The sequence below is a fragment of the Prevotella sp. HJM029 genome (assembly GCF_000599605.1).
GTDB lineage: Bacteria > Bacteroidota > Bacteroidia > Bacteroidales > Bacteroidaceae > Prevotella.
This window is the reverse complement of the sequence record NZ_KK082662.1, coordinates 7013-31048: the sequence shown is the minus strand read 5'-3', so window position 1 is coordinate 31048 and position 24036 is coordinate 7013. Positions and strand designations below refer to the sequence as shown.

Annotated in this window: 19 protein-coding genes; 16 read left to right on the top strand and 3 right to left on the bottom strand. The window is 50.5% G+C overall.

Features of this window, described 5'->3' with window-relative positions:
* Window positions 1-27 precede the first annotated feature (27 nt).
* Window positions 28-645, bottom strand: a complete 618-nt coding sequence (gene ruvA, locus X919_RS0107830) for a Holliday junction branch migration protein RuvA (protein WP_028899638.1) — start codon at window positions 643-645, stop codon at window positions 28-30.
* Between the two features lie 207 nt (window positions 646-852).
* On the opposite strand from ruvA, the gene X919_RS0107825 reads away from it, so the two are divergent.
* From X919_RS0107825 to X919_RS0107775, 9 genes are all read left to right on the top strand, one after another.
* Window positions 853-1260: an FMN-binding protein gene (locus X919_RS0107825; RefSeq protein ID WP_028899637.1), complete on the top strand. Its 408-nt coding sequence runs from the start codon at window positions 853-855 to the stop codon at window positions 1258-1260.
* Window positions 1261-1642: 382 nt separating this feature from the next.
* Window positions 1643-4378 carry a SusC/RagA family TonB-linked outer membrane protein gene (locus tag X919_RS0107810; RefSeq protein WP_028899635.1) on the top strand — a complete coding sequence of 912 codons (2736 nt, stop codon included), beginning with the start codon at window positions 1643-1645 and terminating at the stop codon, window positions 4376-4378.
* A gap of 5 nt (window positions 4379-4383) precedes the next feature.
* A complete protein-coding gene (locus X919_RS0107805) occupies window positions 4384-5985 on the top strand; it encodes a RagB/SusD family nutrient uptake outer membrane protein (RefSeq protein WP_028899634.1) in 1602 nt (533 codons plus the stop codon).
* Complete coding sequence (locus X919_RS0107800; protein WP_051502466.1) at window positions 5985-7511, top strand: ComEC/Rec2 family competence protein; 1527 nt, start codon at window positions 5985-5987, stop codon at window positions 7509-7511. Before X919_RS0107805 ends, X919_RS0107800 begins: the two co-directional genes overlap by 1 nt.
* An 87-nt stretch (window positions 7512-7598) precedes the next feature.
* Window positions 7599-8852, top strand: a complete 1254-nt coding sequence (locus tag X919_RS0107795; RefSeq protein WP_028899632.1) for a CobW family GTP-binding protein — start codon at window positions 7599-7601, stop codon at window positions 8850-8852.
* 7 nt (window positions 8853-8859) lie between these two features.
* Window positions 8860-9555: an HAD family hydrolase gene (locus X919_RS0107790; protein WP_028899631.1), complete on the top strand. Its 696-nt coding sequence runs from the start codon at window positions 8860-8862 to the stop codon at window positions 9553-9555.
* Between the two features lie 152 nt (window positions 9556-9707).
* Window positions 9708-11588: a 1-deoxy-D-xylulose-5-phosphate synthase gene (dxs, locus tag X919_RS0107785; RefSeq protein WP_028899630.1), complete on the top strand. Its 1881-nt coding sequence runs from the start codon at window positions 9708-9710 to the stop codon at window positions 11586-11588.
* Entirely contained in the window at window positions 11585-12931 is a 1347-nt protein-coding gene (trkA, locus tag X919_RS0107780; RefSeq protein ID WP_028899629.1) for a Trk system potassium transporter TrkA, read from the top strand. The genes dxs and trkA overlap by 4 nt, the downstream gene beginning before the upstream one ends.
* Window positions 12928-14385, top strand: a complete 1458-nt coding sequence (locus tag X919_RS0107775; RefSeq protein WP_028899628.1) for a TrkH family potassium uptake protein — start codon at window positions 12928-12930, stop codon at window positions 14383-14385. The genes trkA and X919_RS0107775 overlap by 4 nt, the downstream gene beginning before the upstream one ends.
* Before the next feature lie 111 nt (window positions 14386-14496).
* On the opposite strand, the gene X919_RS15665 is transcribed toward X919_RS0107775, so the two are convergent.
* Window positions 14497-15591, bottom strand: coding sequence for a DUF6261 family protein (locus tag X919_RS15665; protein WP_155949700.1), 1095 nt, complete (start codon window positions 15589-15591; stop codon window positions 14497-14499).
* 426 nt (window positions 15592-16017) lie between these two features.
* Between X919_RS15665 and X919_RS0107765 the strand changes: the two genes are divergently transcribed.
* The 4 genes from X919_RS0107765 to X919_RS0107750 all read left to right on the top strand — a co-directional run bounded on the left by X919_RS0107765 (window position 16018) and on the right by X919_RS0107750 (window position 19287).
* The gene (locus tag X919_RS0107765; protein WP_028899627.1) at window positions 16018-17061 is read left to right on the top strand and encodes an endonuclease/exonuclease/phosphatase family protein; all 1044 of its coding nucleotides are present in this window, start codon (window positions 16018-16020) and stop codon (window positions 17059-17061) included.
* Window positions 17058-17663 carry a uracil-DNA glycosylase family protein gene (locus X919_RS0107760; protein ID WP_051502464.1) on the top strand — a complete coding sequence of 202 codons (606 nt, stop codon included), beginning with the start codon at window positions 17058-17060 and terminating at the stop codon, window positions 17661-17663. The genes X919_RS0107765 and X919_RS0107760 overlap by 4 nt, the downstream gene beginning before the upstream one ends.
* Window positions 17664-17708: 45 nt before the next feature.
* Window positions 17709-18338 (top strand): uridine kinase, encoded by a 630-nt coding sequence (gene udk / locus X919_RS0107755; RefSeq protein WP_028899625.1) that lies wholly within the window; start codon window positions 17709-17711, stop codon window positions 18336-18338.
* Between the two features lie 91 nt (window positions 18339-18429).
* On the top strand, window positions 18430-19287 hold the full coding sequence (locus X919_RS0107750; protein ID WP_028899624.1) for an enoyl-ACP reductase FabI: 858 nt from the start codon (window positions 18430-18432) through the stop codon (window positions 19285-19287).
* Window positions 19288-19431: 144 nt separating this feature from the next.
* On the opposite strand, the gene X919_RS0107745 is transcribed toward X919_RS0107750, so the two are convergent.
* A complete protein-coding gene (locus X919_RS0107745) occupies window positions 19432-19923 on the bottom strand; it encodes an exonuclease domain-containing protein (RefSeq protein ID WP_028899623.1) in 492 nt (163 codons plus the stop codon).
* Between the two features lie 119 nt (window positions 19924-20042).
* Between X919_RS0107745 and X919_RS0107740 the strand changes: the two genes are divergently transcribed.
* The 3 genes from X919_RS0107740 (at window position 20043) to X919_RS0107730 (ending at window position 23845) form a co-directional block, all read left to right on the top strand.
* Window positions 20043-20807, top strand: a complete 765-nt coding sequence (locus tag X919_RS0107740) for a nitroreductase family protein (RefSeq protein ID WP_028899622.1) — start codon at window positions 20043-20045, stop codon at window positions 20805-20807.
* 227 nt (window positions 20808-21034) lie between these two features.
* Window positions 21035-21820, top strand: a complete 786-nt coding sequence (gene nagB, locus X919_RS0107735; RefSeq protein WP_028899621.1) for a glucosamine-6-phosphate deaminase — start codon at window positions 21035-21037, stop codon at window positions 21818-21820.
* Window positions 21821-21853: 33 nt separating this feature from the next.
* Window positions 21854-23845 (top strand): glucosamine-6-phosphate deaminase, encoded by a 1992-nt coding sequence (locus X919_RS0107730; RefSeq protein WP_028899620.1) that lies wholly within the window; start codon window positions 21854-21856, stop codon window positions 23843-23845.
* Window positions 23846-24036: the final 191 nt, after the last annotated feature.

The following is a 24036-nucleotide window of genomic DNA, read 5'->3' as shown; positions in this document are numbered from 1 at the left end:
TGTTGTTTCAAATCCGTTTATTGTGCACTATTTTAATTGTTTCAACGCCGCCTTCACCACCTGTTCAACAGGCATGTCGGGTTGTTTTTCTAAAATGGCCACCACAACTTTGGCCGTTGGTGCAGGCGAGAAACCCAACATGGTGAGCGCAGAGACGGCCTCGTCGCGCACTTCACTATTGACCGAAGTGGCCGAACTGCCACTCGCCACATGCAATTCGTCGGCAATGCCGCTGGCCATGATTTTATCTTTCAAGTCGACAATGATGCGTTGCGCCGTCTTCAAGCCTATGCCTTTCACCGATTTAATCAGGCGTTCATCACCATTGGCTATGGCATTGCAGAGTTCTGCAGGGCTCATCGACGAGAGCATCATGCGCGCCGTGTTGGCACCCACTCCCGAAACAGTGATGAGCAGCCGATAGAGTGCACGTTCTTGCTTGGCCACAAAGCCATAAAGCGTGAAGCTGTCGTCGCGACCGCCTGCCGAAAGCACCTCGTGCACATAGAGCTTTACCTGGTGCTTGCCTTGCAAAGCCGTGTAAGTGGTGAGCGAAATGTTGAGTGCATAGCCCACGCCGGCCGCCTCAACCACAGCCAAAGCGGGAGTGAGCTCGGTCAATTCTCCTTTGATGTATTCAATCATTGTTTCTTCTTTTTCGTTTCTACACTTTTAAAACGAGCACCCAACCGATTTATTGCCAGCGCTCTTGTGGTGCAAAATTATAGGTTTCTATCGAATATGCGGCGGCAAAACAAGGTTAAATAACAATAATTCCCGCCGCGCATGCGCCACGCTTATGGGCTAAAACGCTATCTTTGCGCCCAACATTCAAATTGTATTGAGGAAATGATGCAGAAAAAAACATTCGCGAAAGGCCTGTTCACGGCCTGCACAACGCTGGCCATGGTGGCTGTCATGATGAGCGCCATGCCCGCCGAAGAGGTGATGAGTAGAGAAAACGGCGTGACCATCGTCAACACCACCTCGTTGAGTCAAGCGGTGAAAGGCTTCAAAGGTGCCACACCCGTGAAAATTTATATCGAAAAAAACAAGATTCTAAAGATTGAGACATTGCCCAATCAAGAAACGCCAAAATACTTTAACAAGGCGAAAGCCCTGCTCGAGAAATTCGCTGGCATGCGCGTTGCCAAAGCTGCAAAGGCCGATGTCGACGGCGTTACGGGCGCCACATTCTCGTCGAAAGCCTTGAAAAAGAATGTGCAATTAGGTTTAGAATACTACCAAAAGCATAAATAGGCGAAACCGTAGGGCGTACTCATTCGTTTTCAATAAAAACAAGTGAAACCACAGGGGAGTTTCAGCTATTTTTAATAAAAACAAACGAAACACCAGGGGGTTCTCAGCTATTTTTAATAAAAACAAACGAAACACCAGGGGGTTCTCAGCTATTTTTGATAAAAACAAGCGAGATACCGGGGGAGTTTCATCATCGTTCATGAGATAGTGAGCAAAGCCGCTTCACGCAGCAACGCCCAACCCAAAATAACGGAATGCAGGCCGTCTTTTGAGCCAAAATGAGGTCTTAAAGGCCCATCTTCCATAAAAAACAAGCCAAGAGGAGCCAAAAAGCCCCTCTTTTTTATATCTTTGTGCCACGCAACATCCACGATTACATGATATGCAACATTGGAAAGTCCTTTTAATAGTTTGCTTTTTCCCAGCAACAACGATGCTGGCACAACGCAAAATGGTGCGCAAGAAGAAGCCCAACGTTACGAAGACCATCGACAGCATAGCCGTCAAACGACTCACACCCACTACGCAATGGGCCGCCATTGACATTGTGACACAAAAGCAAATGAACAAAGGCTTGGTCACCAATTCGCTCAATGCACTGAGCGGACAGGCAGCGGGCGTGAACATTGCAACCGGCGAAGACCGCATGGCACAGCTCAACAGTGTGCGTGTGCGCGGCACCACTTCGCTCACAGGAGGCAACAATCCGCTGGTCATCATCGACGGCATGTACAGTGATTTGGCTACGCTCGCCACCATCTATCCGGCCGACATTGAGCGTTTTGCCATCTTGAAAAATGCCACAGAGACATCGAAATATGGTTCGCGTGGGGCTTCGGGGGTCATCGAAGTAACCACAAAGAAAGGAACCAACAGCCCATTCCATCTGAGCTACGACGGCACTATCGGATTTGAAACGAGCCACAAAACCATCCCGATGCTTTCGGCTGGCGATTATGTGGCGACGGCCAACGCCCTCCATCTGCCGGTGGTCAACGGGGGCTATGACACCAACTTCCAGAAAGCGCTGTTGCGAACGGGCTTCGTACAAAATCATCATGTGGCGCTTAGTGGCGGCAACGAGCAAAGCAACTATCGTGCTTCCATCGGCGTGATGGAACACAAAATGGTGGTGAAGGTGAATGCTACGAAAAATTTCACGGCCAAATTCGACCTTTTTCAAAAAGCTTTCAACAATCTGTTGAACATCGAATTTGGTGTGTTTGGCTCATCGCAAAAGAATCATTTCATCTTAGACCCGCAGAAACTTTTTTATAGTGCGGCGGCGCAAAACCCCACCTTCCCCGACCACCAAAATGCGCAAGGCGGATGGGATCGCAACGCAACAGCCAGCCAACTCACCTCGCCGTTGGCCGTGCTGCTGGAACAATACGACAACAAAGCACTCAACTTCAACACCCACATGGGACTCGACTTCAACCTCACGCCCACGCTACAAGCTAAAGCTTTCGGCAGCTATAGTTTCAGCTCGATGGAAGATGCCATATTTCACCCCACTTTCATCTGGGCACAAGGACAAGCCAATCGGTTGGAACACAAATCAGAGGAATGGGTGGGAAATGCCACTCTGACCTACCGCCGCCAATGGCAAGCCCACGATTTAAAGCTGACCGCCATGGCCGAATATCTGAAAGAGCGTCACGAACGCTTTTGGACGATGGTGAAAGGGTTTACCAACAACAACTTTGGTTATTATAATTTGGCCGCTGGTTCGCTGCGTCCTTACGGCGGAACAGGTTCCGACTTCAACGACCCCACACAAGTTTCTGTGTTGGGAAGTGCGGTTTATAGCCTGTTGCAACGCTACACATTGGAAGCCAATCTACGCGCCGATGGCAGTAGCCTCTTTGGCCAGCACAACAAATGGGGACTGTTTCCATCGGTCTCAACCACGTGGAATGTCGACAAAGAACCTTTCTTCGCCACGCTCTTCCCCACCCTCAGCCTTTGGAAAATGCGCATGGGCTATGGCACAAGTGGCAATCAGGCGAGCATCGAGTCCTATTATTCGCTCAACCTGGTGCGTCCAACAGGTATCATCAGCTATCAAGGTTTGCCCAAAACGGTGTTGGGCCTCTACCGCAACACCAATCCCGATTTGAAATGGGAAACGCGCAGCACCTTCAACATGGGCATGGACATGGGCTTTTGGATGAATCGACTCATCGTGAAAGCCGAATTCTATTACAGTACCACGCGCAACATGCTCTACCTTTATGACGTGCCCGTACCGCCCTTTACCTTCGATAAATTCTTGGCCAACTTGGGCAAAATCCGAAATAGTGGCTTTGAGTTAGGGCTTGGTATCACACCCATTCAGAAAAAAGACTTAGAACTTAACATCAACATGAACATCGCCTTTCAGCACAATCGCCTGCTGGCTTTATCGGGCAATTACAAAGGACGAATGCTCTCGGCCGCCGACATCACGCCCATTGGAAAACTCAATGGTGCTGGTTTTCATGGCGGCGACAACAACATTGTCTACCAAATCGTGGGACAACCCTTAGGCGTTTTCTATCTGCCCCATTGCAAAGGTTTAGTGCAAAATGCCGACGGAAGCTATCGTTATGACATCGAAGACCTCAACCACAACGGCACCATTAATCTTGAAGATGGCGGCGACCGTTACATTGCTGGTCAGGCCATGCCCAAATGCACCATGGGTTCGAACATCAGTCTGCGTTTTAAGAACCTCGATGTCTCCCTACAAATCAACGGTGCTTTCGGCCATAAAATTTATAACGGAACGGCACTCACCTATATGAATATGACCAGTTTCCCTGATTATAACGTCATGGCCAAGGCTCCGGCACAAAACATTCACGACCAAATTGCAACCGATTATTGGTTGGAACGCGGCGACTATCTCAATCTTGATTACATCACCATGGGCTGGAACATTCCAATACGTTCTAAAGTGATTAGTGCCTTGCGCGTGGCATGTGCTATCAACAATTTGGCCACACTCACCGCTTACCATGGCTTAACGCCCATGATTAATAACTATGTCGTAGACGGAACCTTAGGCATTGACGACAAACGTTCCTATCCGCCCTATCGCTCCTATTCATTAGGCATCAGTATTCAATTTTAAAAACTATGAGAAAAATCATCCTTACGCTGTTCCGTCACAGCATACTGGGCTTGCTTTTATGCCTGACCGCATGCTTAAATGAAACACCACACGACCAAATAGCAGAGACCGAAGCCTATACCAACGCCACCGATCTCTATCTAAACACCATCGGTAATCTGTATTTGCAGATTGGAAGCAACCAAGAAAGCCAAGGCTTGCAAGGCACTTATCGCGGCGTTTACGACTTCAACACCTTCACCACAGACGAGGCTATGATTCCCATTCGTGGTGGCGACTGGTATGATGGTGGCTTTTGGCAGCGACTTTATCTGCACACCTGGACGCCAGTCGACGAAGCATTGTACAACACTTGGAAATATCTTTATAAGGCCGTGGGGCTGTCTAATCATGCTTTAGCTACCATCACCCGCAACAAAGACTTGCTCACACCTGCGCAATATGACGAATATATGGCCGAGGCGCGCGGACTGAGGGCCTTGTTCTATTTCTACATCATGGACATGTGGGGCAACATTCCGCTCAGCATGACCGACGGAACCGAGGCCAACAACGCCCTACAAACACCGCGAAAGGAAGTGGCCGAAACGCTGATTCACGAGCTACAAGCCGCTGTACCCTATCTTTCGCCCGCCCATAGCAACTTGCAAGGCCGCAATTATGGACGTTTCACGCAGCCCGTAGCCTATTTCTTGCTCTGCAAAATCCTGCTCAACAATGAGGTGTACATGGGGCCGGGCACACATCTTTTCACGGTCGACGGCGTGCAAATGAATGCTTTTGAGGCTTGCATTGCCTATTGTCAAAAGATTACAGCGGCAGGCTATACGCTCTCGGCTGACTACAAACAAAACTTTGCGGTGCACAATGAAACCTCAAATGAGAACATCTTCACCATCCCGATGGACAAGCATCTCTACGCCAATGAATATCAATATTTCTTCCGCAGCCGCCACTATCGCCACGGCGACGCATTGGGCATGGCCTCCGAAAACGGCACCTGTGCCACAGTCGCTACAGTCAATGCTTATGGTTATGGCACCCCGAACGAGGACAAACGCTTTGCCATGAACTTCTATAGCGGCACCGTGCGCGTGGATGGTCAGGTCGTTCGCCTCAGCAACGGCCAACCTTTGGTTTACGAACCTTTGGCTGCCCGCATCTCACTCACGGGAAGTCCATACGAGAAAACAGCCGGCGCACGCATGGCAAAATATGAAGTCGACCGCACGGCCTATAGCGACGGCAGACTCATCGACAACGACATCGTGCTGTTTCGCTATGCCGATGTGCTGCTGATACAGGCCGAAGCCTTGGTGAGAAACGGACAGAATGGCGATACAGAGATGAATTTGGTGCGTCAACGTGTGGGCATGCCACCGCGTCAAGCCACCTTAGACAACCTGCTGCAAGAACGACTTTTGGAATTGATGTGGGAGGGATGGCGCCGCAACGACCTCGTCCGCTTTGGAAAATTCCAACAAGCCTATGACTTCCGTTTGCCCATTGCGGGCGAGAGTACAGGCTTCACCTGCCTGTTTCCCATTCCGAAGAATGCCATCAAGCTGAGTCCTACACCCCTGCAACAAAATCCAGGTTATCACTAATGATTCACGTCAACGGAAGCATCCAACGCTATCCGCTGCTGCGCATCACACTTGCCTTGGGCATAGGCATTGCGATTGAGACGCAGCTTCTATCCCAAGTTACTCCCTGGGCGTGGATAGGGTTTATGGTTGTGAGCATGCTATTGGCACGCCTACTGCGACACGAACTTGCAAAAAGCGGCTGCCTTTTATGGGCAACCATAGCTTTAGGAGGCTTTTTGGCGCGAACGAGCAGGGCGCAAAACCTGCCCACATTGCCACAAGGTGAGAGCCATTTCGAAGCGGTGATAACCGATATTCCCATTCAAAAAGGAAAAACCTGTCGCTGCGACATTCGAATCATGCGACTCAACAACCATTTGTTGCGACACCCTTTGCTGCTGAAGGCTTCCATTCTCAACTCTCCGCAACACGACATGCACTTAACCATTGGGCAGGGACTCGTGGCAGATGCCATGCTCGAACCTCTCAGAGAAACGCCGCAACAAGTGCATTTCAACTATGCGCTGTGGCTGAAACGGCAAGGCTATGTGGGCGAAACTTTTATCCCCTATTGGCAACTGCGCACACAAAAGCTACCACTTTCCTTACCTTTTTGGCAGAGATTGCAGCTAAAACTACACTGCATTAGAGCGAAAATGCTATGCTATTTGCACGGCCTTGCACCCAACACGATGGAGAACGCCCTCATCACGGCTTTAATTTTGGGTGAGAAGCGCGCTCTACCACGCGCCCTCAAAGACGATTTCAACATGGCAGGAGCCAGCCACATCCTGGCACTCTCGGGACTCCATCTCGGTATTATCTTTAGTTTGCTCACACGCATTTTTCGCCGGAGCACCATCGCGCTCACCCTTGCTATCATCGCACTGTGGGCATTTACCTTCCTCATTGGTCTGCCCATCTCGGCCGTTCGCAGCGCCATCATGCTCAGCATGTATTGCATCGCCTTCATGTTGCAACGCGAAGACAAACCGTTTAACGCCCTGGCCCTGTCGGCTTGCATCATTCTCATGGCCAATCCTGTCGCTTTGTTTGATGCAGGATTTCAGCTTTCGTTCATGGCCGTGCTGGGCATTGCCATTATCTATAGCCCATTATCGAGTTACTGGAAGCCCCAACTACGCCCCTTGCGCTGGGCGTGGGAACTCACCTGCGTGTCGCTCGCTGCACAATTATTCACCTTTCCTTTAGTGCTCTACTATTTTGGCCGCGTCTCTCCCTATTTTCTTTTGAGCAATTTTGTAGTCATCCCTGCTACCACAGGTTTGCTTTATCTCGCCATCGGGTTGCTCGTGTCAACCCCCATTCACGGATTGCAACTGATCGTTTATCACCTAATGCTGCAAATAGCGCAAGGCATGACGGCCGGTGTGCGCGGCATCGTACAGCTTCCCGGTGCGCAACTGCCCGCCATCTACACCACGCTGTCGCAAACAATTTTGCTCTATGTGGCGCTCTTTGCACTCGTTGGCGCATGGTACAAGTTGCAAGCCAAGCGCGAAGATGCCACCCTGCTGGCTTAACATCATATAATCGCATCCTAAAACAACCATTTGTCGGCAGTTTTTTATACCTTTGCACATGCAACTTATAAAGAAAGGATAAAGAAAATGAACACAAAAGAAATTCCCGTGTTGCTATTAACGGGCTATTTAGGAAGTGGAAAAACAACCTTAGTGAACAGAATTCTGACCAACAAACGCGGTGTGAAGTTTGCCGTGATTGTAAACGATATTGGCGAAGTGAACATTGATGCCGACTTGATTGAGAAGGGAGGCATTGTCGATCAGAAAGACGACAGCTTGGTGGCCTTGCAAAATGGTTGCATTTGCTGCACGCTGAAAATGGACTTAGTGGAACAACTCTGCGACATCATGCGCATGAAGCGCTTCGATTATATCGTCATTGAGGCCAGCGGCGTTTGCGAACCAGCACCCATCGCACAAACCATCTGTTCAATTCCCACCATGGGACCGAAATACATCAAAGACGGTATCGCCCGCTTAGACAACATTGTGACTGTGGTGGACGCCCTGCGCATGAAAGATGAGTTTGCCATGGGCGACGATCTCATGCAGAAAAACATCGACGAAGAGGACATTGTCAACCTCATCATCCAGCAAATTGAGTTCTGCAATATGATTTTGCTCAACAAAGCTGCCGAAGTGGAACCCCACGAACTGCAACGCATCAAGCACATCATTCGCGCCCTGCAGCCCAAGGCCGACATCTTAGAATGTAACTATGGCGAAGTGGATTTAGACCAACTCATCAACACCCACCGCTTCAATTTCGACGAAGTGGCTACATCGGCCGCATGGATTGACGCCATTGAGCACCACCATGACGACGAGGAGGAAGAGGAAGAGCACCATCATCATCACGAACATGAGCCCGAAGATGACCATGAACACGACGACGACGAGCACGAACACCATCATCACGAACACGAGCACCATCATCATCACCACCATCACGACGGCGGCGAGGTGGAGGAATATGGCATCGGCACCTTTGTTTATTATCGCCGCAAGCCTTTCGACTTGGTCAACTTCGACCGCTTCATTGCTGAGCATTGGCCCCACGAGGTCATTCGATGCAAAGGCATCTGCTGGTTTAAGGACGAGCCACAAACCTGCTACGTCTTCGAACAAGCAGGCAAACAAATGGGCTTGCGCAACGCCGGACAATGGTATGCCACCATGCCCGAGAAAGAACTCAAACCGCTTTTGGCCGCCAACGAAGGATTGCGAAAAGATTGGAACGAGACCTATGGCGACCGCATGCAAAAGCTCGTGTTTATTGGTCAGCATCTCGACCGCGAGAAAATCACAGCCTATTTAGACGAAATCCTCGTTGACTAATCCCGCCATGACGTTGCAACACATCAAACTCATGGCCTTCGATGCCGACGACACCCTGTGGGATTGCCAATCACATTTCGACCGCGTGGAGCAGAGTTTCTGCCAACTTCTGGCCGAATATGGCGACGCCCACACGCTGTCGACGGCGCTATTTGAAACCGAGAAACGCAACATGCCCACCCTTGGTTATGGCACAAAAGCCTTCACTTTGTCGCTCATCGAAACGGCCATCGCTGTGTCCAACGGACGAGTGAGTGCGCGCATCATCGAGGAAGTGATGCAAATGGGACGCTCACTGCTCACCTTTCCCACCACACCCCTGCCCGGTGTTGAAGACACACTCATAGCCCTCAACGCACGAGCCGACCGCGACAACTTCGAAATGATAGTCTTCACCAAAGGCGAATTGCAAGATCAGCTCAACAAATTCAAGCGCTCGGGACTGGCCAACTACTTCGACGACTGCTGCGTGGTGGCCGACAAAACCGAAGCCGAATACCGCCATCTCTGCGTGGAACGCGGCATCAAACCCTCGCAACTCCTGATGATTGGCAACTCGTTTAAATCGGACATTGCACCCGCTTTGGCCATCGGTGCCCACGCCGTGCACGTGCCTTTCAGTGTGGCTTGGAAGATGGAACTGTCCGAAACCTTCGATCACGAACGCCTCACAACGATTGAAAACCTCAACGAATTGCTGTAATCAACGGTATAGTTGTTGTAATCCCACGTAGGAGATTGCGACTTCTTCTCAGCGCTGTTCCCCACGAAAAGTAAATAATAAATGGCTTTTCTTTGCGTTTCCCACCATATTGCTTACCTTTGCAAAGCTAAACATTAGCGACTATCGTAGCAATGAGTAATCCTGATTTTACATTATTAAATCAAATCCAATTCCCCGCCGATTTGCGGAAACTGCGCATAGAACAGTTGCCACAGGTGTGCGACGAACTGCGCCAAGACATTATAGAAAAGGTGTCGAAAAACCCCGGACACTTTGCCTCGTCATTGGGTGTGGTGGAGCTCACGGTGGCTCTACACTATGTGTTCGACACACCTAACGACCGCATCGTGTGGGATGTGGGGCATCAGGCCTATGGGCATAAGATTCTGACGGGACGGCGTGCACAGTTTCACACCAACCGAAAACTCCACGGCATCTGCCCCTTCCCCACACCGATGGAAAGCGAATACGACACGTTTGCCTGTGGACATGCCAGCAATGCCGTCTCTGCCGCACTCGGCATGGCGGTAGCAGCCAATGGAACAGGGCGTCATGTAGTGGCCGTGACAGGCGATGGCGCTATGAGTGGTGGACTCACCTTCGAGGGGCTCAACAATGCATCGAGCACACCTAACGATTTGCTCATCGTGCTTAATGACAACGACATGTCGATTGATCGTGCTGTTGGCGGTATGGAGAAATATCTACTGCAATTGGACACCACGGAAACCTACAATCGTTTGCGCTTTAAAGCCAGCAGTTGGCTGCGCAGTAAAGGTTATCTCAACGACAGCCGACGCAAAGGACTCATTCGCTTCAACAATGCACTGAAGAGTGCGCTGAGCCATCAGCAAAACGTGTTCGAAGGCATGAACATCCGCTATTTCGGCCCTTTCGATGGCCACAACGTTGTTGAAATTGTGCGTGTGTTGCAACAGCTCAAAGACATGAAAGGTCCGAAGCTGCTTCATTTGCACACCATCAAAGGCAAAGGCTATAAGCCTGCCGAACAGCAGGCCACCGTGTGGCACGCACCAGGAAAATTCAATGCTGATACAGGCGAGCGTATTGTGCAAGACAACGCCAATCAGCCAGCCAAATTCCAAGATGTATTTGGCCACACGCTGTTAGAACTCGCACAAAGCAATCCGCGCATCGTTGGCGTCACGCCAGCCATGCCCACAGGCTGCTCGATGACCATCATGCAAAAGGAAATGCCACAACGCGTTTTCGACGTAGGTATTGCCGAAGGGCACGCCGTTACTTTCTCGGGCGGCATGGCCAAAGACGGGCTGCAACCTTTTTGTAATATCTATAGCGCCTTTGCTCAACGTGCCTATGATAACATCATCCACGATCTGGCGCTACTGCGTCTGCCCGTGGTACTCTGCTTTGATCGTGCTGGATTGGTGGGCGAAGATGGTCCTACACATCACGGCATTTTCGATATGGCTGCACTGCGTCCCATCCCCCATCTCACCATTGCCAGTCCCATGGACGAGCATGAGCTACGCCGGCTCATGTACACCGCACAACTACCTGACAAAGGCACTTTTGTAATCCGCTATCCACGCGGCCACGGTGTGTTGCCCGACTGGCATTGTCCGCTCACCGAAATTAACGTGGGTACAGGTCGCTGCTTACGCCAAGGTGAGCGCGTGGCTATCGTGAGCATTGGCCCCATCGGCAACAACGCCACGAAAGCCATCGCACAATCAGGACTGAATGTGGGACATTACGACCTACGTTTCCTGAAGCCCTTAGACGATGCGCTGCTGCACGACATCTGCCAACACTACGACCACCTCATCACACTCGAAGACGGCGCTGTGCAAGGTGGTATGGGTAGTGCCGTGTTAGAATGGATGAACGACCACGGTTACACGCAGCCCGTGACACGCATGGGCATCCCCGACGAATTTATTGAACATGGCACCGTCGATGAACTGCAACACATCTGCCACATAGATGTCGATAGCATCGTTGATGCCATAAACCAAGCATACAAATGAGAATTATCATTGCTGGCGCCTACACCATTGGCACCTATTTAGCCAAACTACTCTCGCGCAACAACCAAGACATCGTGCTCATGGATGAAAGCAGCGAGAACTTAGAAAAGTTTGGCTCCGACTTCGACCTGATGATGATGCAGGCACCTTGCACCCGCCTGCAAGCACTCAAAGAGGCTGGTGCCGAAGATGCCGACCTCTTTGTCGCCGTCACACCCGATCAAAGCAAAAACATCGTGAGCTGCGCCTTGGCTAAATCGCTCGGAACAAAGAAAACCGTGGCCAAGGTAGACAACTACGAATATACCACCGACACGCTCGTGCAAACATTCGACCAATTGGGCATCGACTCCATTATCTATCCCGAAATGTTGGCCGCTACCGATATTATCAACGGATTGAAGATGAGTTGGGTGCGCCAACGCTGGGACGTGCACGACGGCGCTTTGGTGATGTTGGGCATCAAGCTGCGCGAGACGTGCGAGGTGCTCAACCAACCACTCAAGGACATCAGCGGCCCCAACGACCCTTATCATGTGGTGGCTATCAAACGCAACGGCGACACCATCATCCCTGGTGGTAACGACGAACTGAAGCTCTACGACATGGTTTACATCATGACCACGCGGCAATACATTCCCTACGTACGCAAAATCGTGGGTAAGGAACATTATGTCGATGTGAAAAACGTGATGATTATGGGTGGAGGACGCACCGCCGTACGCGCTGTGAAAACCATGCCCGATTATTTGGATATTAAGATTATCGAAGCCAGCGAAGAGCGCTGCACCAAGCTCAACGAGATGCTCGACGACAACCGTGCCCTCATCATTCACGGCGACGGACGCGACTTGGCACTGCTGCAAGAAGAAGGCATCCGCAACACGCAAGCCTTTGTGGCCGTCACAGGAAATGCCGAGACCAACATCTTGGCTTGCCTCACCGCCAAACGCATGGGCGTAAGGAAAACCGTGGCGATGGTGGAGAACATGGATTATGTGAACATGGCCGAGAGTTTAGACATCGGCACCATCATCAACAAGAAAGCCATCGCCGCCAGCCACATCTATCAAATGATGCTCGATGCCAACGTGCACAACGTGCGCTTTTTGATGAATGCCGACGCCGACGTAGCCGAATTCATTCCACAAGAAGGCGCCAAAATCACGCAAAAAGCGGTGAAAGACCTCAAGCTGCCAGCCGGCGTCACCATTGGCGGATTGGTGAGGAATGGCGAAGGCATCCTCGTTTCGGGCAACACCACTATTCAGGCTGGCGACTCGGTGATGGTGTTCTGCCACAACATTTATTTGAAGAAAATTGAGAATCTGTTCAACAAATGATTCACCGCGACACAGTCTTTAAAATTATTGGTTCGCTGCTGTTCATCGAAGTAGCCATCATGTTTGTGTGCTTCGTCATGGCCATAGGTTTTGACGAAGACGATGAAATGCCGTTTGCCATCAGCATTGTGCTCACGCTGCTCACGGGCATCGTGCTGCGCTATCTTGGGCGCCACTCCGACAACACCATGAGCCGCCGCGACGCCTATCTCGTGGTGTCGCTTTCTTGGGTCATCTTCAGCTTCTTTGGCACGCTGCCGTTTGTCATCAGCGGCTACATTCCGAGTTTCACCGACGCCTATTTCGAAACCATGTCGGGATTCACCACCACAGGCGCCACCATCTTGGACAATGTCGACGCGCTGCCCCACGGCCTGCTCTTTTGGCGCAGCATGACACAATGGATTGGCGGTTTGGGCATCGTGTTCTTCACCACAGCCATTCTGCCGTCGTTTGTGGGCGGCTCGGTGAAGGTGTTTGCAGCCGAAGCCACAGGCCCCATCAGTTCGAAGCTCCATCCACGACTGAGCACCAGCGCCAAATGGATTTGGACCGTCTACTTCTTGCTCACCCTCGCTTGCGTGTTATCGTTCATGGCCTTTGGCATGGGCTGGTTTGACAGCCTCAACTATGCCATGGGCAGCACGGCCACGGGTGGTTTTTCCACCCACAACGACAGTGCCGAGTTCTTTCGTTCGCCCGCCATCGAATACGTCGCCACGCTATTTTGTTTCCTCTCGGGCGCGAATTTCACGCTGCTCTACACCACCGCCCTACGCCGCAGTCTGAAACCAATGTGGAAGAACGCCGAGTTTAAATTCTATCTCTTCGTGGTGCTGGCCTTCACGCTTTTCATCATGATTGAGCTGATGCTTTACAATGGCTACGACGTGGAGAAGGCTTTTCGTTGCGGCATATTCCAAGTCGTGTCGTTCATCACCACCACCGGTATGTTCAACGACGACGCTGCCAAGTGGCCCCACGTCACCTGGGTGGTGCTGGCCACCTGCATGTTTCTCGGCGCCTGTTCGGGCAGCACGAGCGGCGGTTTTAAGAGCATTCGCAGCCTGATGATTATAAAAATCATTCGCAACGAGTTCAAACAAATTCTCCACCCCAATGCCGTGTTGCCGATGCACATCGATGGCGCGAGCATTTCGCAGCAAAAGCGCATCACGTTGCTGGCGTTCCTGGCCGTCTACCTGATGTTGTGCCTCGTTTCGTCGTTCATCATCATCGAGGCCGGCGTCGACAACACCAACGCCATCACCATTGTGCTGAGTTCCATCGGCAACGTTGGCCCCACGCTCGGCATCGAGATTGGCCCCACGATGAGCTGGTCGATGTTGCCGGCGGGCATCAAATGGCTCTGCTCGGCACTGATGCTCATCGGCCGTTTGGAGATATTCACGGTTTTGGTGATTTTCACGCCCGCTTTTTGGAAAGAGAATTAAGAAGTCACAACCCAAGCGCGGCATACGCGACAACGCAAGACCAAAAACAAAATGGAGCGACCTTCACAGGCCACTCCATTCTTTTTAAGTGATAAAATTGATTACACCATATTATTTCTTTGGCGTCACCGTGGCTTCGCCATGCGGTTTGCCTTCATCAGACGTTTTCGGACTCTCTGCACCACCCTCATTTTTGGGTTTCTTGGGTTTTGCAGCCGATTCTTTCGAGGCCGATTCTATCTTGCGTTTCGTCACCACCAGCGCACCTTTCTGCACCTCAACCCACAGCAATTCTTTGCTGCCGGCGACGGACAGAGCGTAGTATTTCTTTTTACTCAACCGCCGCACTTGCCCCGCGAAACTCACCTTGTCGGGAGCCAGACCTCGTCCTTCGGCAAACGCGGCCAGCAGCGGTTCAATGAGATCGGAGTCTTGCTCCAATTCCTTGGCTTTGGCACTTTGACCAGCAGTCACCCGCGTGCGATGGGTAGACAGTTCTTCGCGCATCACCTTGTCCAGCTCGCCACTGAGCTTCGTCATGGCCTGGCGATCGCCCTTCGCATCGGGGAAGATGTAGGCAGCCTCAATCGTGCGGCACACCAGCTCGAACACCTCGTCGGTTTTTTTGCAAGCTTCTTTGGCCGTGCCCAAATTGGTTGCCACAGCCTCGTCCACACGTTGCCCAGCCACCTTGTCGAATGTCGCTTGCACATTTTTCAGTTCGTCAACCACCTCGGTCAGCCCCAGCGTGGCCAGTTCGGCCGTGCATTTCTCAGCATCTTTCAGCAGCCCATGAATGTGGGCGCTTTCGGCCGAATAAGATTCACGCTGAATACCTTGGTAGGCGCGCAAATTGAAGAACACTTTTTCAGCCGCTTTCTTACGTGTTGAGATAGGTGAAGCTAACTGCGACTCGGACGTCCCAAGAATACCACTCACTAATGCATCGCGGTCGCCATCCAACTGCGCCAATTTGGCCGTGTGCTGCGAGGCGGCGGTGGCTTTGTTAATCTCCACTTCCACGTCGATGCACGCCTTCCAGCGCTTCAACAGCTCGTCGCTCAAGCGCAATTTCTCTTTGTCGATGGCAGCAACAAAATCGTAACAACGTTTTTGATAATCTAAATGCAATGCCTTGTCAAAGGTCATTGCGGCAACACGATTAATCACGAGATAGTCGGTTGTCAGGTTTTTAAAATTCTTCATGTCTATTTTCTTTAAAATAATGAAGCAAATGTAGAAAAAAATGTGCGAACGAAAAAATATTTTGACCACAAAATAAGTAAATCTGCTGCGAAACATATTTTTCGCATTAGAACGCCTCTCAGTTGTTACGAGAATTTTTTTTTCTCGTGCAAAACACCCTTGATTGTTACGGGAAATTTTTTTTCTCGTGCAAAACACCCTTGATTGTTATGGGAAATTTTTTTTCTCGTGCAAAACACCCTTGATTGTTACGGGAAATTTTTTTTCTCGTGCAAAACACCCTCAGTTGTTACGGGAAATTTTATTTTTCTCGCCCCACAACTCCACCTTATTTAAATTATTTGCGTAATTTTGTAAGCACTTGCGCCGGCAGGGCTTGGCGCACATTCCGTTTCGAACAATAAAACATCAATCGAGATAACAACAATGAAGAAATCGCTTTTTCTGCTCTTCGCATGGTGCATCGCCGTGGTTGCCACAGCGCAACAAGAGGCGCGCGTCTATGCCGTGGGCTTCTACAACCAAGAAAATTTGTTTGACACCTGCCACGATGCCGGCAAAAAAGATTACGACTTTCTGCCCAGCGGCTCCTACAAATGGGATGGGCTGAAATATGGCCACAAACTGCGCAACATGGCGCGCGCACTGGCCGACATGGGCACCGACGTACTGCCGCATGTGGGATGCGCCGTCATTGGCCTGAGCGAGGTGGAAAATCGCCGCGTGCTGGAAGACCTTGTGCAGCAACAGCCCCTGGCCGAGCGTGGCTATGCCTTTGCCCACATCGAGGGACCCGACCGCCGCGGCATCGACTGCGCCCTGCTCTATAATCCGCAATTGTTCACAAAACAAACCGAGCGCCTGGTGCCCTATGTGATGCGCGAGGCCAAAGACAGCGCCTTCTACACCCGCGGCTTCTTCACCGTGACGGGCGAACTGGCCGGCGATCCTGTGGCCTTCATCGTGTGCCACTTGCCAAGCCGATTCAGCGGTCCGAGCTACCGCGAATGGGGTGCCACGCAGGTGCGTGCCGTGAAAGACTCGCTCCTGGCGCTCAACCCCGCCATGAAGGTGATGGTGATGGGCGACATGAACGACGACCCCACCGATAACAGCATGCGCCAAGGTCTCTCGGCCAAGGCTGAAGAGGCGCAGGTGGGACCGCAAGACATGTACAACCCATGGTATAACATACTCGTCAAGCAGGGCACGGGCACGCTGCAATATCGCGGCGCGTGGAACCTGTTCGACCAGATTATCCTCTCGCCCAACCTGCTCAATGCGCCGGGCACAAAGGACTTCTCGACGCTGAAGTTCTGGAAGGCGCGCATCCAACGCATGCCCTATCTCTTCGAAACCGAGGGCAAATATAAAGGTTCGCCCAAGCGCACCACGGCCGGCGGCGTGTGGCTCGATGGCTATTCCGACCACCTGCCCGTGTGTGTCTACCTCGTCAAAACGCTACAATGATGCAGCCCATCGAAACGCCCACGCCACAGCCCATCGAAACGCACCCCTTTGAGCCGTGGCTGCCCAAAAATGCGCGGCTGCTGATGCTCGGCACGTTTCCGCCAGCACCCAAACGTTGGTGCATGGCGTGGTATTATCCCAACTTTCAAAACGACATGTGGCGCATCTTTGGCCACGTGTTCTTCGGCGACAAGCTGCATTTCGTCGACCAAGAGCACAAGACATTCCACCTCGAGGCACTCAAAACCTTTCTCGCCGAAACGGGCGTGGCCATCTTCGACACGGGGCTGCGCATTCGCCGCACGAAGAACAACGCCTCCGACAAGGACCTCGAAATCGTGGAGCAAGCCGACATCGACGGACTGCTGCGCCAACTGCCCCAGTGCAAAGGCGTGCTGGCCGCCGGACAACTGGCCACGCAGGTGTTTATGCAGCATTTCGGCATCAAGCAAATGCCCAAGATGGGATGCTTCGCCGAGTTTACCTTCGAAGGCCGCAAACTGCGCCTCTATCGCGTGCCGAGCAGCAGCCGCGCCTATCCCATGGCCGTGGAGAAAAAGGCAGCTTTCTATCAGAAAATGTTCGACGATGTGCTGCGCTAACGCTCGCCGCATCGCCATCGCTTAACAACATAAAACGCAAAAAAAATGTTTGAAGACAAAACCACCATCATTGGCATCGCTGGCGGAACCGGCAGCGGAAAAACCACCGTCGTGAAGAAAATTGTTGAGGCCTTGCCGCCCCATTATGTGGCCGTCGTGCCACTCGACTCCTACTACAACGACACGTCACACATGACCGACGAAGAACGCCACGCCATCAACTTCGACCATCCCGACGCCTTCGACTGGAAACTGCTCCACAAACAGGTCAACGACCTGCGTGAGGGGCGCGCCATCGAACAACCCACCTACAGCTATCTGCAATGCAACCGGCTGCCCGAAACCATCCACGTCGAGCCCAAACCCGTCATCATCATCGAAGGCATCATGACGCTGCTCAACAAAAAACTGCGCGACCTCATGGACCTCAAAATCTTCGTCGACTGCGACCCCGACGAGCGACTCATCCGCAACATCCAGCGCGACACCATCGATCGCGGCCGCACTGTCTCCATGGTCGTCGAACGCTATTTAGAAGTGCTCAAACCCATGCACGAACAATTCATCGAGCCCACCAAGCGCTTTGCCGACATCATCATTCCGCAAGGTGGCGAAAACACGCGCGGCATCTCCATTCTGCGCAACTACATCGAGGGTCTGGTGCCCAAGGAATGAAATCGCAACAAGGCAATTCCTCGCCCCTTTTCTTGGCTATTTCTCATAAAAGAAGTAACTTCGCAGCCTAATTCATTATTAAATAATAATTATGGCATACAATTTATTGAAAGGAAAGCGCGGCATCATCTTCGGTGCACTCAACGACATGTCGATTGCATGGAAAGTGGCTGAACACTGCGCAGAAGAAGGAGCATCCATGGTGTTGAGCAACACGGAAATGGCGCTACGCATGGGCGAACTCGATGGTTTGGCAAAGAAAATCAATGCACCCATCATCGCAGCCGATGCTACCAACTACGACGAATTGGAAAATGTGTTTGTCAAGGCGCAAGAGCTGCTCGGTGGAAAAATTGACTTTGTGCTCCACTCAATTGGTATGAGCCCCAACGTGCGCAAACGCCGCACATACGATGATCTCGATTATAACTGGCTGAACAAGACGCTCGACATCTCAGCCATCTCATTCCACAAAATGTTACAGGCCGCTAAGAAGGTCGATGCCATCGCTGAATATGGTTCGGTGGTTGCCCTCACCTATGTAGCTTCGCATCGCACATTCTTCGGTTACAACGACATGGCCGATGCAAAGAGCCTGTTAGAAAGCATTGCTCGCAGCTTTGGCTACATCTATGGCCGCGAAAAGAACGTGCGCATCAACACCGTTTCACAATCGCCTACCGCTACCACCGCTGGTAAAGGCATCAAAGACATCGACAACATGATGGACTTTGCCGACAAGATGTCGCCCTTAGGCAACGCTACAGCCGACGATTGCGCCGACTACTGCGTGACACTCTTCAGCGACCTCACACGTAAGGTGACCATGCAGACACTATTCCACGATGGCGGTTTCTCGAACATGGGTATGAGCCTGCGCGCTATGAACCAATACAGCAAAGACCTTGACGCCTATAAGGACGAACAAGGTAAGGTGATTTACGGCTAATCCGTTACGCCGAGACACTACATCAAACAAGCAAGTTGCAAAGCTGGATACATATCCTTCGCTTCGCAACTTGCTTTTTTTATGCGCCTCTCCTTATTCTATAATAGGGTATCTCCTTATGATATAATCAGCTTGTGCGCCACCTTATAATATTTCGCGCGCTATCCACGCACAAGCTTCTGCATCAGCCAATGCATGATGGTGGTTCTTTAGCTTGTAACCACAGACGCGCGCCACGGTGTGAAGCTGATGATTGGGCAGCTCAGGATAGGCTCGTCGCGCGGCTCTGAGCGTGTCGTAAAACTGATACTCGGGATAATCCATGCCATAAACCTTGAACACCGCACGCAAACAGCCTTCATCAAACGAGCTGTTATGCGCCACAAGTGGCAAACCTTGAATGTGGGGCACGACCTGCTTCCACACTTCGCTAAACACAGGTGCATCGTCGGTGTCGCAGCAAGTAAGTCCATGCACCGCCGTACAGCGATAGGTGTAATAATTGGGTTCGGGTTGGATGAGCGAATAAAAACTATCGACAAGTTCGCCACCACGCACCACAACTACGCCAACCGAACACACACTGCACCGTTCAAAATTGGCTGTTTCGAAATCTATGGCTGCAAAATCTTTCATTTCTTTTTCACATTATATGAATACTTGAGCCTACAAAAGTAGCAAAAAATGTATAAAGGTCGACGGCATGCCATTGAAAAAGCCGTAACTTTGTGCAAAGCAAACAAAATAAAGAAGATATGAAAGATATACAAAATCGACGCACCATCCGTCAATATTCCACGCAACCTGTAAGCGACGAACTGCTCCATCAGTTGCTCGAAACAGCAGAGCGCACACCTACCATGGGTAATTTGCAACTCTATAGTGTCATTATCACGCGCGATGCTGCCGAGAAACAAGCCTTAGCACCCGCACATTTCAATCAGCCCATGGTGACACAAGCCCCCGTGGTGCTCACCATCTGTGCCGATTATCGTCGTACAACGCGCTGGGCCGAACAGCGTAAAGCCACACCGGGCTATGACAATTTCCTTTCGTTCCTCAATGGAGCAACGGATGCTTTGCTCTACACCCAAACCTTTTGCAACCTCGCTGAAGCAGCAGGACTTGGCACGTGCTTCCTTGGAACAACGCTTTATTCGACAGAAGCCATCATCAATACGCTACAACTCCCTGCATTAGTCTTCCCCATCGCCACCATCACGTTGGGCTGGCCAGCCGAAACACCCGAACAAATCGACCGGCTTCCACAACGTGCTATCGTGCACAACGGACATTATATAGACTATACACCACAACGTATTGACGATTGCTATGCTGAAAAAGAGACATTGCCTGCCAATCGCGACTTTGTGACCATCAATCATAAAGAAACTTTAGCACAAGTCTACACCGACATTCGTTATACCAAAGCCGACAATGAAGCGTTCAGCAAAGGGTTACTCAAAGCACTTCACCAACAAGGTTTTCTTAACGCCAATCAGTTATCAACAGATGAATAGACACGTTATCACCAAAATATTTCAACACTAATTCCATCAAATCTAAAAGTTGATATATATCAAAGACTATTCGAAATGGATAGGAAATAATTATTTTTGGAAAACCATTAATTGTGTTTTTTTTTATTCCTTTGCAAACGAATAGCAATCGGAGCGCACTTATTGATAGTGAGTACGTTGCCTTTCACTCATAAATAAAGAATATTAATCATAAAAGTAAAATCGATATGAGAGTAATTATCCAATCAAATTACGACAATTTGTCTAAATGGGCTGCACGTTACGTGATTGACACCATCAAAAAGCATCAACCTTCTGCAGAACATCCCTTTGTTTTAGGTCTACCAACAGGCTCTTCACCCGAAGGAATGTATGCCCAACTTGTGGCCGCTTATAAGGCTGGTGAGGTATCGTTCAAACATGTCATCACCTTCAACATGGATGAATACGTGGGGTTGCCCGAGACGCACCCTGAGAGCTATCATGCTTTTATGCGCCGTAACCTCTTCGATCACATCGATTGTCCTGCTGAGAATATTCATATCTTAAATGGAAATGCAACCAATCTGCAAGCTGAATGCGAAGCCTACGAACGCGCCATTCGCGAGGTTGGCGGAATCGACTTGTTCATTGGTGGCATCGGTCCCGACGGGCACATTGCATTTAATGAACCTTTCTCTTCGCTCAATTCGCACACACGTGTGAAGACACTCACTACCGACACACGCATTGCAAACTCACGTTTCTTCGACAACGACCCTGAGAAAGTGCCAGCCTATGCACTCACCGTTGGTGTGGGTACCGTGATGGAAGCCAAAGAGGTGCTTATCCTATGCAATGGCTATGGCAAAGCGCGCGCACTGCAAGCTGCCATCGAAGGTCCTGTAACACAACAATGGACCATCAGTGCCTTGCAGACCCATCCACATAGCATCATCGTAACTGACGAGCAAGCGGTTGCCGAATTGAAGGTTAGCACCTATCGCTACTTCAAGGATATAGAAAAGGTATAATTAAAAAGACAAATCAATTAAAACGAATAAGAAATGGTAAGATTGAATTTAAGCTCACAAATTGTGCTCAACAAAATTCCACAAGAGCTCTACAACCCCAAGAACATTCTCGAGCGTTCTGAAATTACACGCATGGAGAAAATCACAACCGACATTCACGTCTCCATTGAAGAAGGTGCCAAAAGCATTGCCAACGCCATCGAAGCAACCATTCGTGACAAAGAGAAGGAAGGAAAGTTCTGCGTCATGGCCTTGGGAACAGGCACGTCGCTCCGCCCCGTTTACGATGAATTGGTGAAAAGACATAAAGCAGGCTTGAGCTTCAAAAACGTTGTTGTCTTCAATGGATATGAATATTATCCGCTTACGAAGAATAGCAACTGCACGAGCATTTCTCAGCTCAAAAAGATGTTTTTAGATCACGTGGACATCGAACCACAAAATATCTTCTCACCCGATGGCACCATCAGTCAAGATGCAGTCTTAGGCTATTGCCGCCTCTACGAACAGCGCATCAGCACATTTGGTGGCTTAGACATCGCACTCTTTGGCATTGGACGCAGCGGAAACATCGGTGCAAACGAACCAGGCTCTGGTCTTTCTTCGCTTTCACGTCTCATTCTTATCGACAACCTTTCGCGCGAGGAAATGACCAACAGTTTTGCCAGTGGCGAACAAGTTCCGCCCTGCTGCATCACAATGGGTATCGGAACCATCTTCCAAGCTAAAGAAATCTTCATCACGGTTTGGGGCGAAGAGAAAGCTAAGATGGTGAAAGAAATTGTTGAAGGTAAGATTAGCGACAGCGTTCCTGCATCGTTCTTGCAGACCCATAACAACGCTAAGATGGTCATCGACCTGTCAGCCGCTTCACAACTCACACGCATCAAGCATCCTTGGCTGGTAACATCCTGCCAATGGAATGACAAATTAGTACGCTCGGCCTTGGTTTGGCTCTGCGAGAAAACTCAAAAACCCATCCTAAAACTAACGAATAAGGACTACAACGAGAATGGTTTGAGCGAACTCCTCGCACTCTATAGCTCGGCCTACAATGCGAATATCAAAATATTCAACGACCTGCAACACACCATTACGGGTTGGCCTGGAGGCAAGCCAAATGCCGATGACACCTATCGCCCCGAGCGTGCAACACCCTATCCCAAACGCGTGATTGTATTCTCCCCTCACCCCGATGACGATGTCATTTCTATGGGTGGAACCATCCAACGCCTCGTAAGTCAAAAGCACGATGTGCACATTGCCTATGAAACCAGTGGCAACATCGCCGTAGGCGACGAAGAAGTAACACGTTTCATGCACTTCATCAACGGTTTCAACCAACTCTTCGGCAATTCAAAGGACAAGGCCATCTCTGAGAAATACAACGAGATTAAAAACTTCTTCAAGAACAAGAAGGAGGGCGATTTAGACACCAGAGACGTCCTCACGCTCAAAGGTTTAATCAGAAGAGGCGAAGCGCGCACAGCCTGCACCTTCAACCACATTCCATTAGACCATGTGCATTTCCTCGACCTGCCTTTCTATGAGAGTGGCAAAATCGAAAAAAATCCTATGACCGAAAAGGATGTGCAGATTGTAAGAAAGTTCTTGCAAGAAGTGAAACCCCATCAGATTTATGTAGCCGGCGACTTAGCCGACCCACACGGAACTCACAAGAAATGCACCGATGCCGTCTTAGCCGCTTTGGATTTAGAGAAAAATGCAAAGGCCGAATGGCTCAAAGACTGCCGCGTGTGGATGTATCGCGGCGCATGGGCTGAGTGGGAAATCGAGAACATTGAAATGTGCGTGCCGATGAGCCCCGAAGAACTTCGTGCAAAGCGAAATTCCATCCTCAAGCACCAATCGCAAATGGAGAGCGCACCGTTCTTGGGCAATGACGAACGCCTATTCTGGCAACGCGCCGAAGATCGCAATCGCGGAACAGCCGAGCTCTACGACAAATTGGGCTTAGCTTGCTACGAAGCGATGGAAGCCTTTGTAGAATACAAACTTTTATAAGCAAATCCACTGCTGCCCTGCTTGATTTTTACATCAGCAGGGCAGTTTTTGTTTACCCTAAATCCAGCTGTTAGTCCACTCGCAAGTGGTTTTATAAACCTGTTCGAGGAACGGCTGGCATAACTTTATGCTTTTATCAACCCAAACGAGGAAGCGCTGGCATAACTTTATGCTCGCGCCAACCCAAACGA

Excerpts from the sequence above, each read along its gene's own strand:
- ruvA (WP_028899638.1), bottom strand. The coding sequence starts at position 645 with ATGATTGAATACATCAAAGGAGAATTGACCGAGCTCACTCCCGCTTTG.
- X919_RS0107825 (WP_028899637.1), top strand. The coding sequence starts at position 853 with ATGCAGAAAAAAACATTCGCGAAAGGCCTGTTCACGGCCTGCACAACG.
- X919_RS0107810 (WP_028899635.1), top strand. The coding sequence starts at position 1,643 with ATGCAACATTGGAAAGTCCTTTTAATAGTTTGCTTTTTCCCAGCAACA.
- X919_RS0107805 (WP_028899634.1), top strand. The coding sequence starts at position 4,384 with ATGAGAAAAATCATCCTTACGCTGTTCCGTCACAGCATACTGGGCTTG.
- X919_RS0107800 (WP_051502466.1), top strand. The coding sequence starts at position 5,985 with ATGATTCACGTCAACGGAAGCATCCAACGCTATCCGCTGCTGCGCATC.
- X919_RS0107795 (WP_028899632.1), top strand. The coding sequence starts at position 7,599 with ATGAACACAAAAGAAATTCCCGTGTTGCTATTAACGGGCTATTTAGGA.
- X919_RS0107790 (WP_028899631.1), top strand. The coding sequence starts at position 8,860 with ATGACGTTGCAACACATCAAACTCATGGCCTTCGATGCCGACGACACC.
- dxs (WP_028899630.1), top strand. The coding sequence starts at position 9,708 with ATGAGTAATCCTGATTTTACATTATTAAATCAAATCCAATTCCCCGCC.
- trkA (WP_028899629.1), top strand. The coding sequence starts at position 11,585 with ATGAGAATTATCATTGCTGGCGCCTACACCATTGGCACCTATTTAGCC.
- X919_RS0107775 (WP_028899628.1), top strand. The coding sequence starts at position 12,928 with ATGATTCACCGCGACACAGTCTTTAAAATTATTGGTTCGCTGCTGTTC.
- X919_RS15665 (WP_155949700.1), bottom strand. The coding sequence starts at position 15,591 with ATGAAGAATTTTAAAAACCTGACAACCGACTATCTCGTGATTAATCGT.
- X919_RS0107765 (WP_028899627.1), top strand. The coding sequence starts at position 16,018 with ATGAAGAAATCGCTTTTTCTGCTCTTCGCATGGTGCATCGCCGTGGTT.
- X919_RS0107760 (WP_051502464.1), top strand. The coding sequence starts at position 17,058 with ATGATGCAGCCCATCGAAACGCCCACGCCACAGCCCATCGAAACGCAC.
- udk (WP_028899625.1), top strand. The coding sequence starts at position 17,709 with ATGTTTGAAGACAAAACCACCATCATTGGCATCGCTGGCGGAACCGGC.
- X919_RS0107750 (WP_028899624.1), top strand. The coding sequence starts at position 18,430 with ATGGCATACAATTTATTGAAAGGAAAGCGCGGCATCATCTTCGGTGCA.
- X919_RS0107745 (WP_028899623.1), bottom strand. The coding sequence starts at position 19,923 with ATGAAAGATTTTGCAGCCATAGATTTCGAAACAGCCAATTTTGAACGG.
- X919_RS0107740 (WP_028899622.1), top strand. The coding sequence starts at position 20,043 with ATGAAAGATATACAAAATCGACGCACCATCCGTCAATATTCCACGCAA.
- nagB (WP_028899621.1), top strand. The coding sequence starts at position 21,035 with ATGAGAGTAATTATCCAATCAAATTACGACAATTTGTCTAAATGGGCT.
- X919_RS0107730 (WP_028899620.1), top strand. The coding sequence starts at position 21,854 with ATGGTAAGATTGAATTTAAGCTCACAAATTGTGCTCAACAAAATTCCA.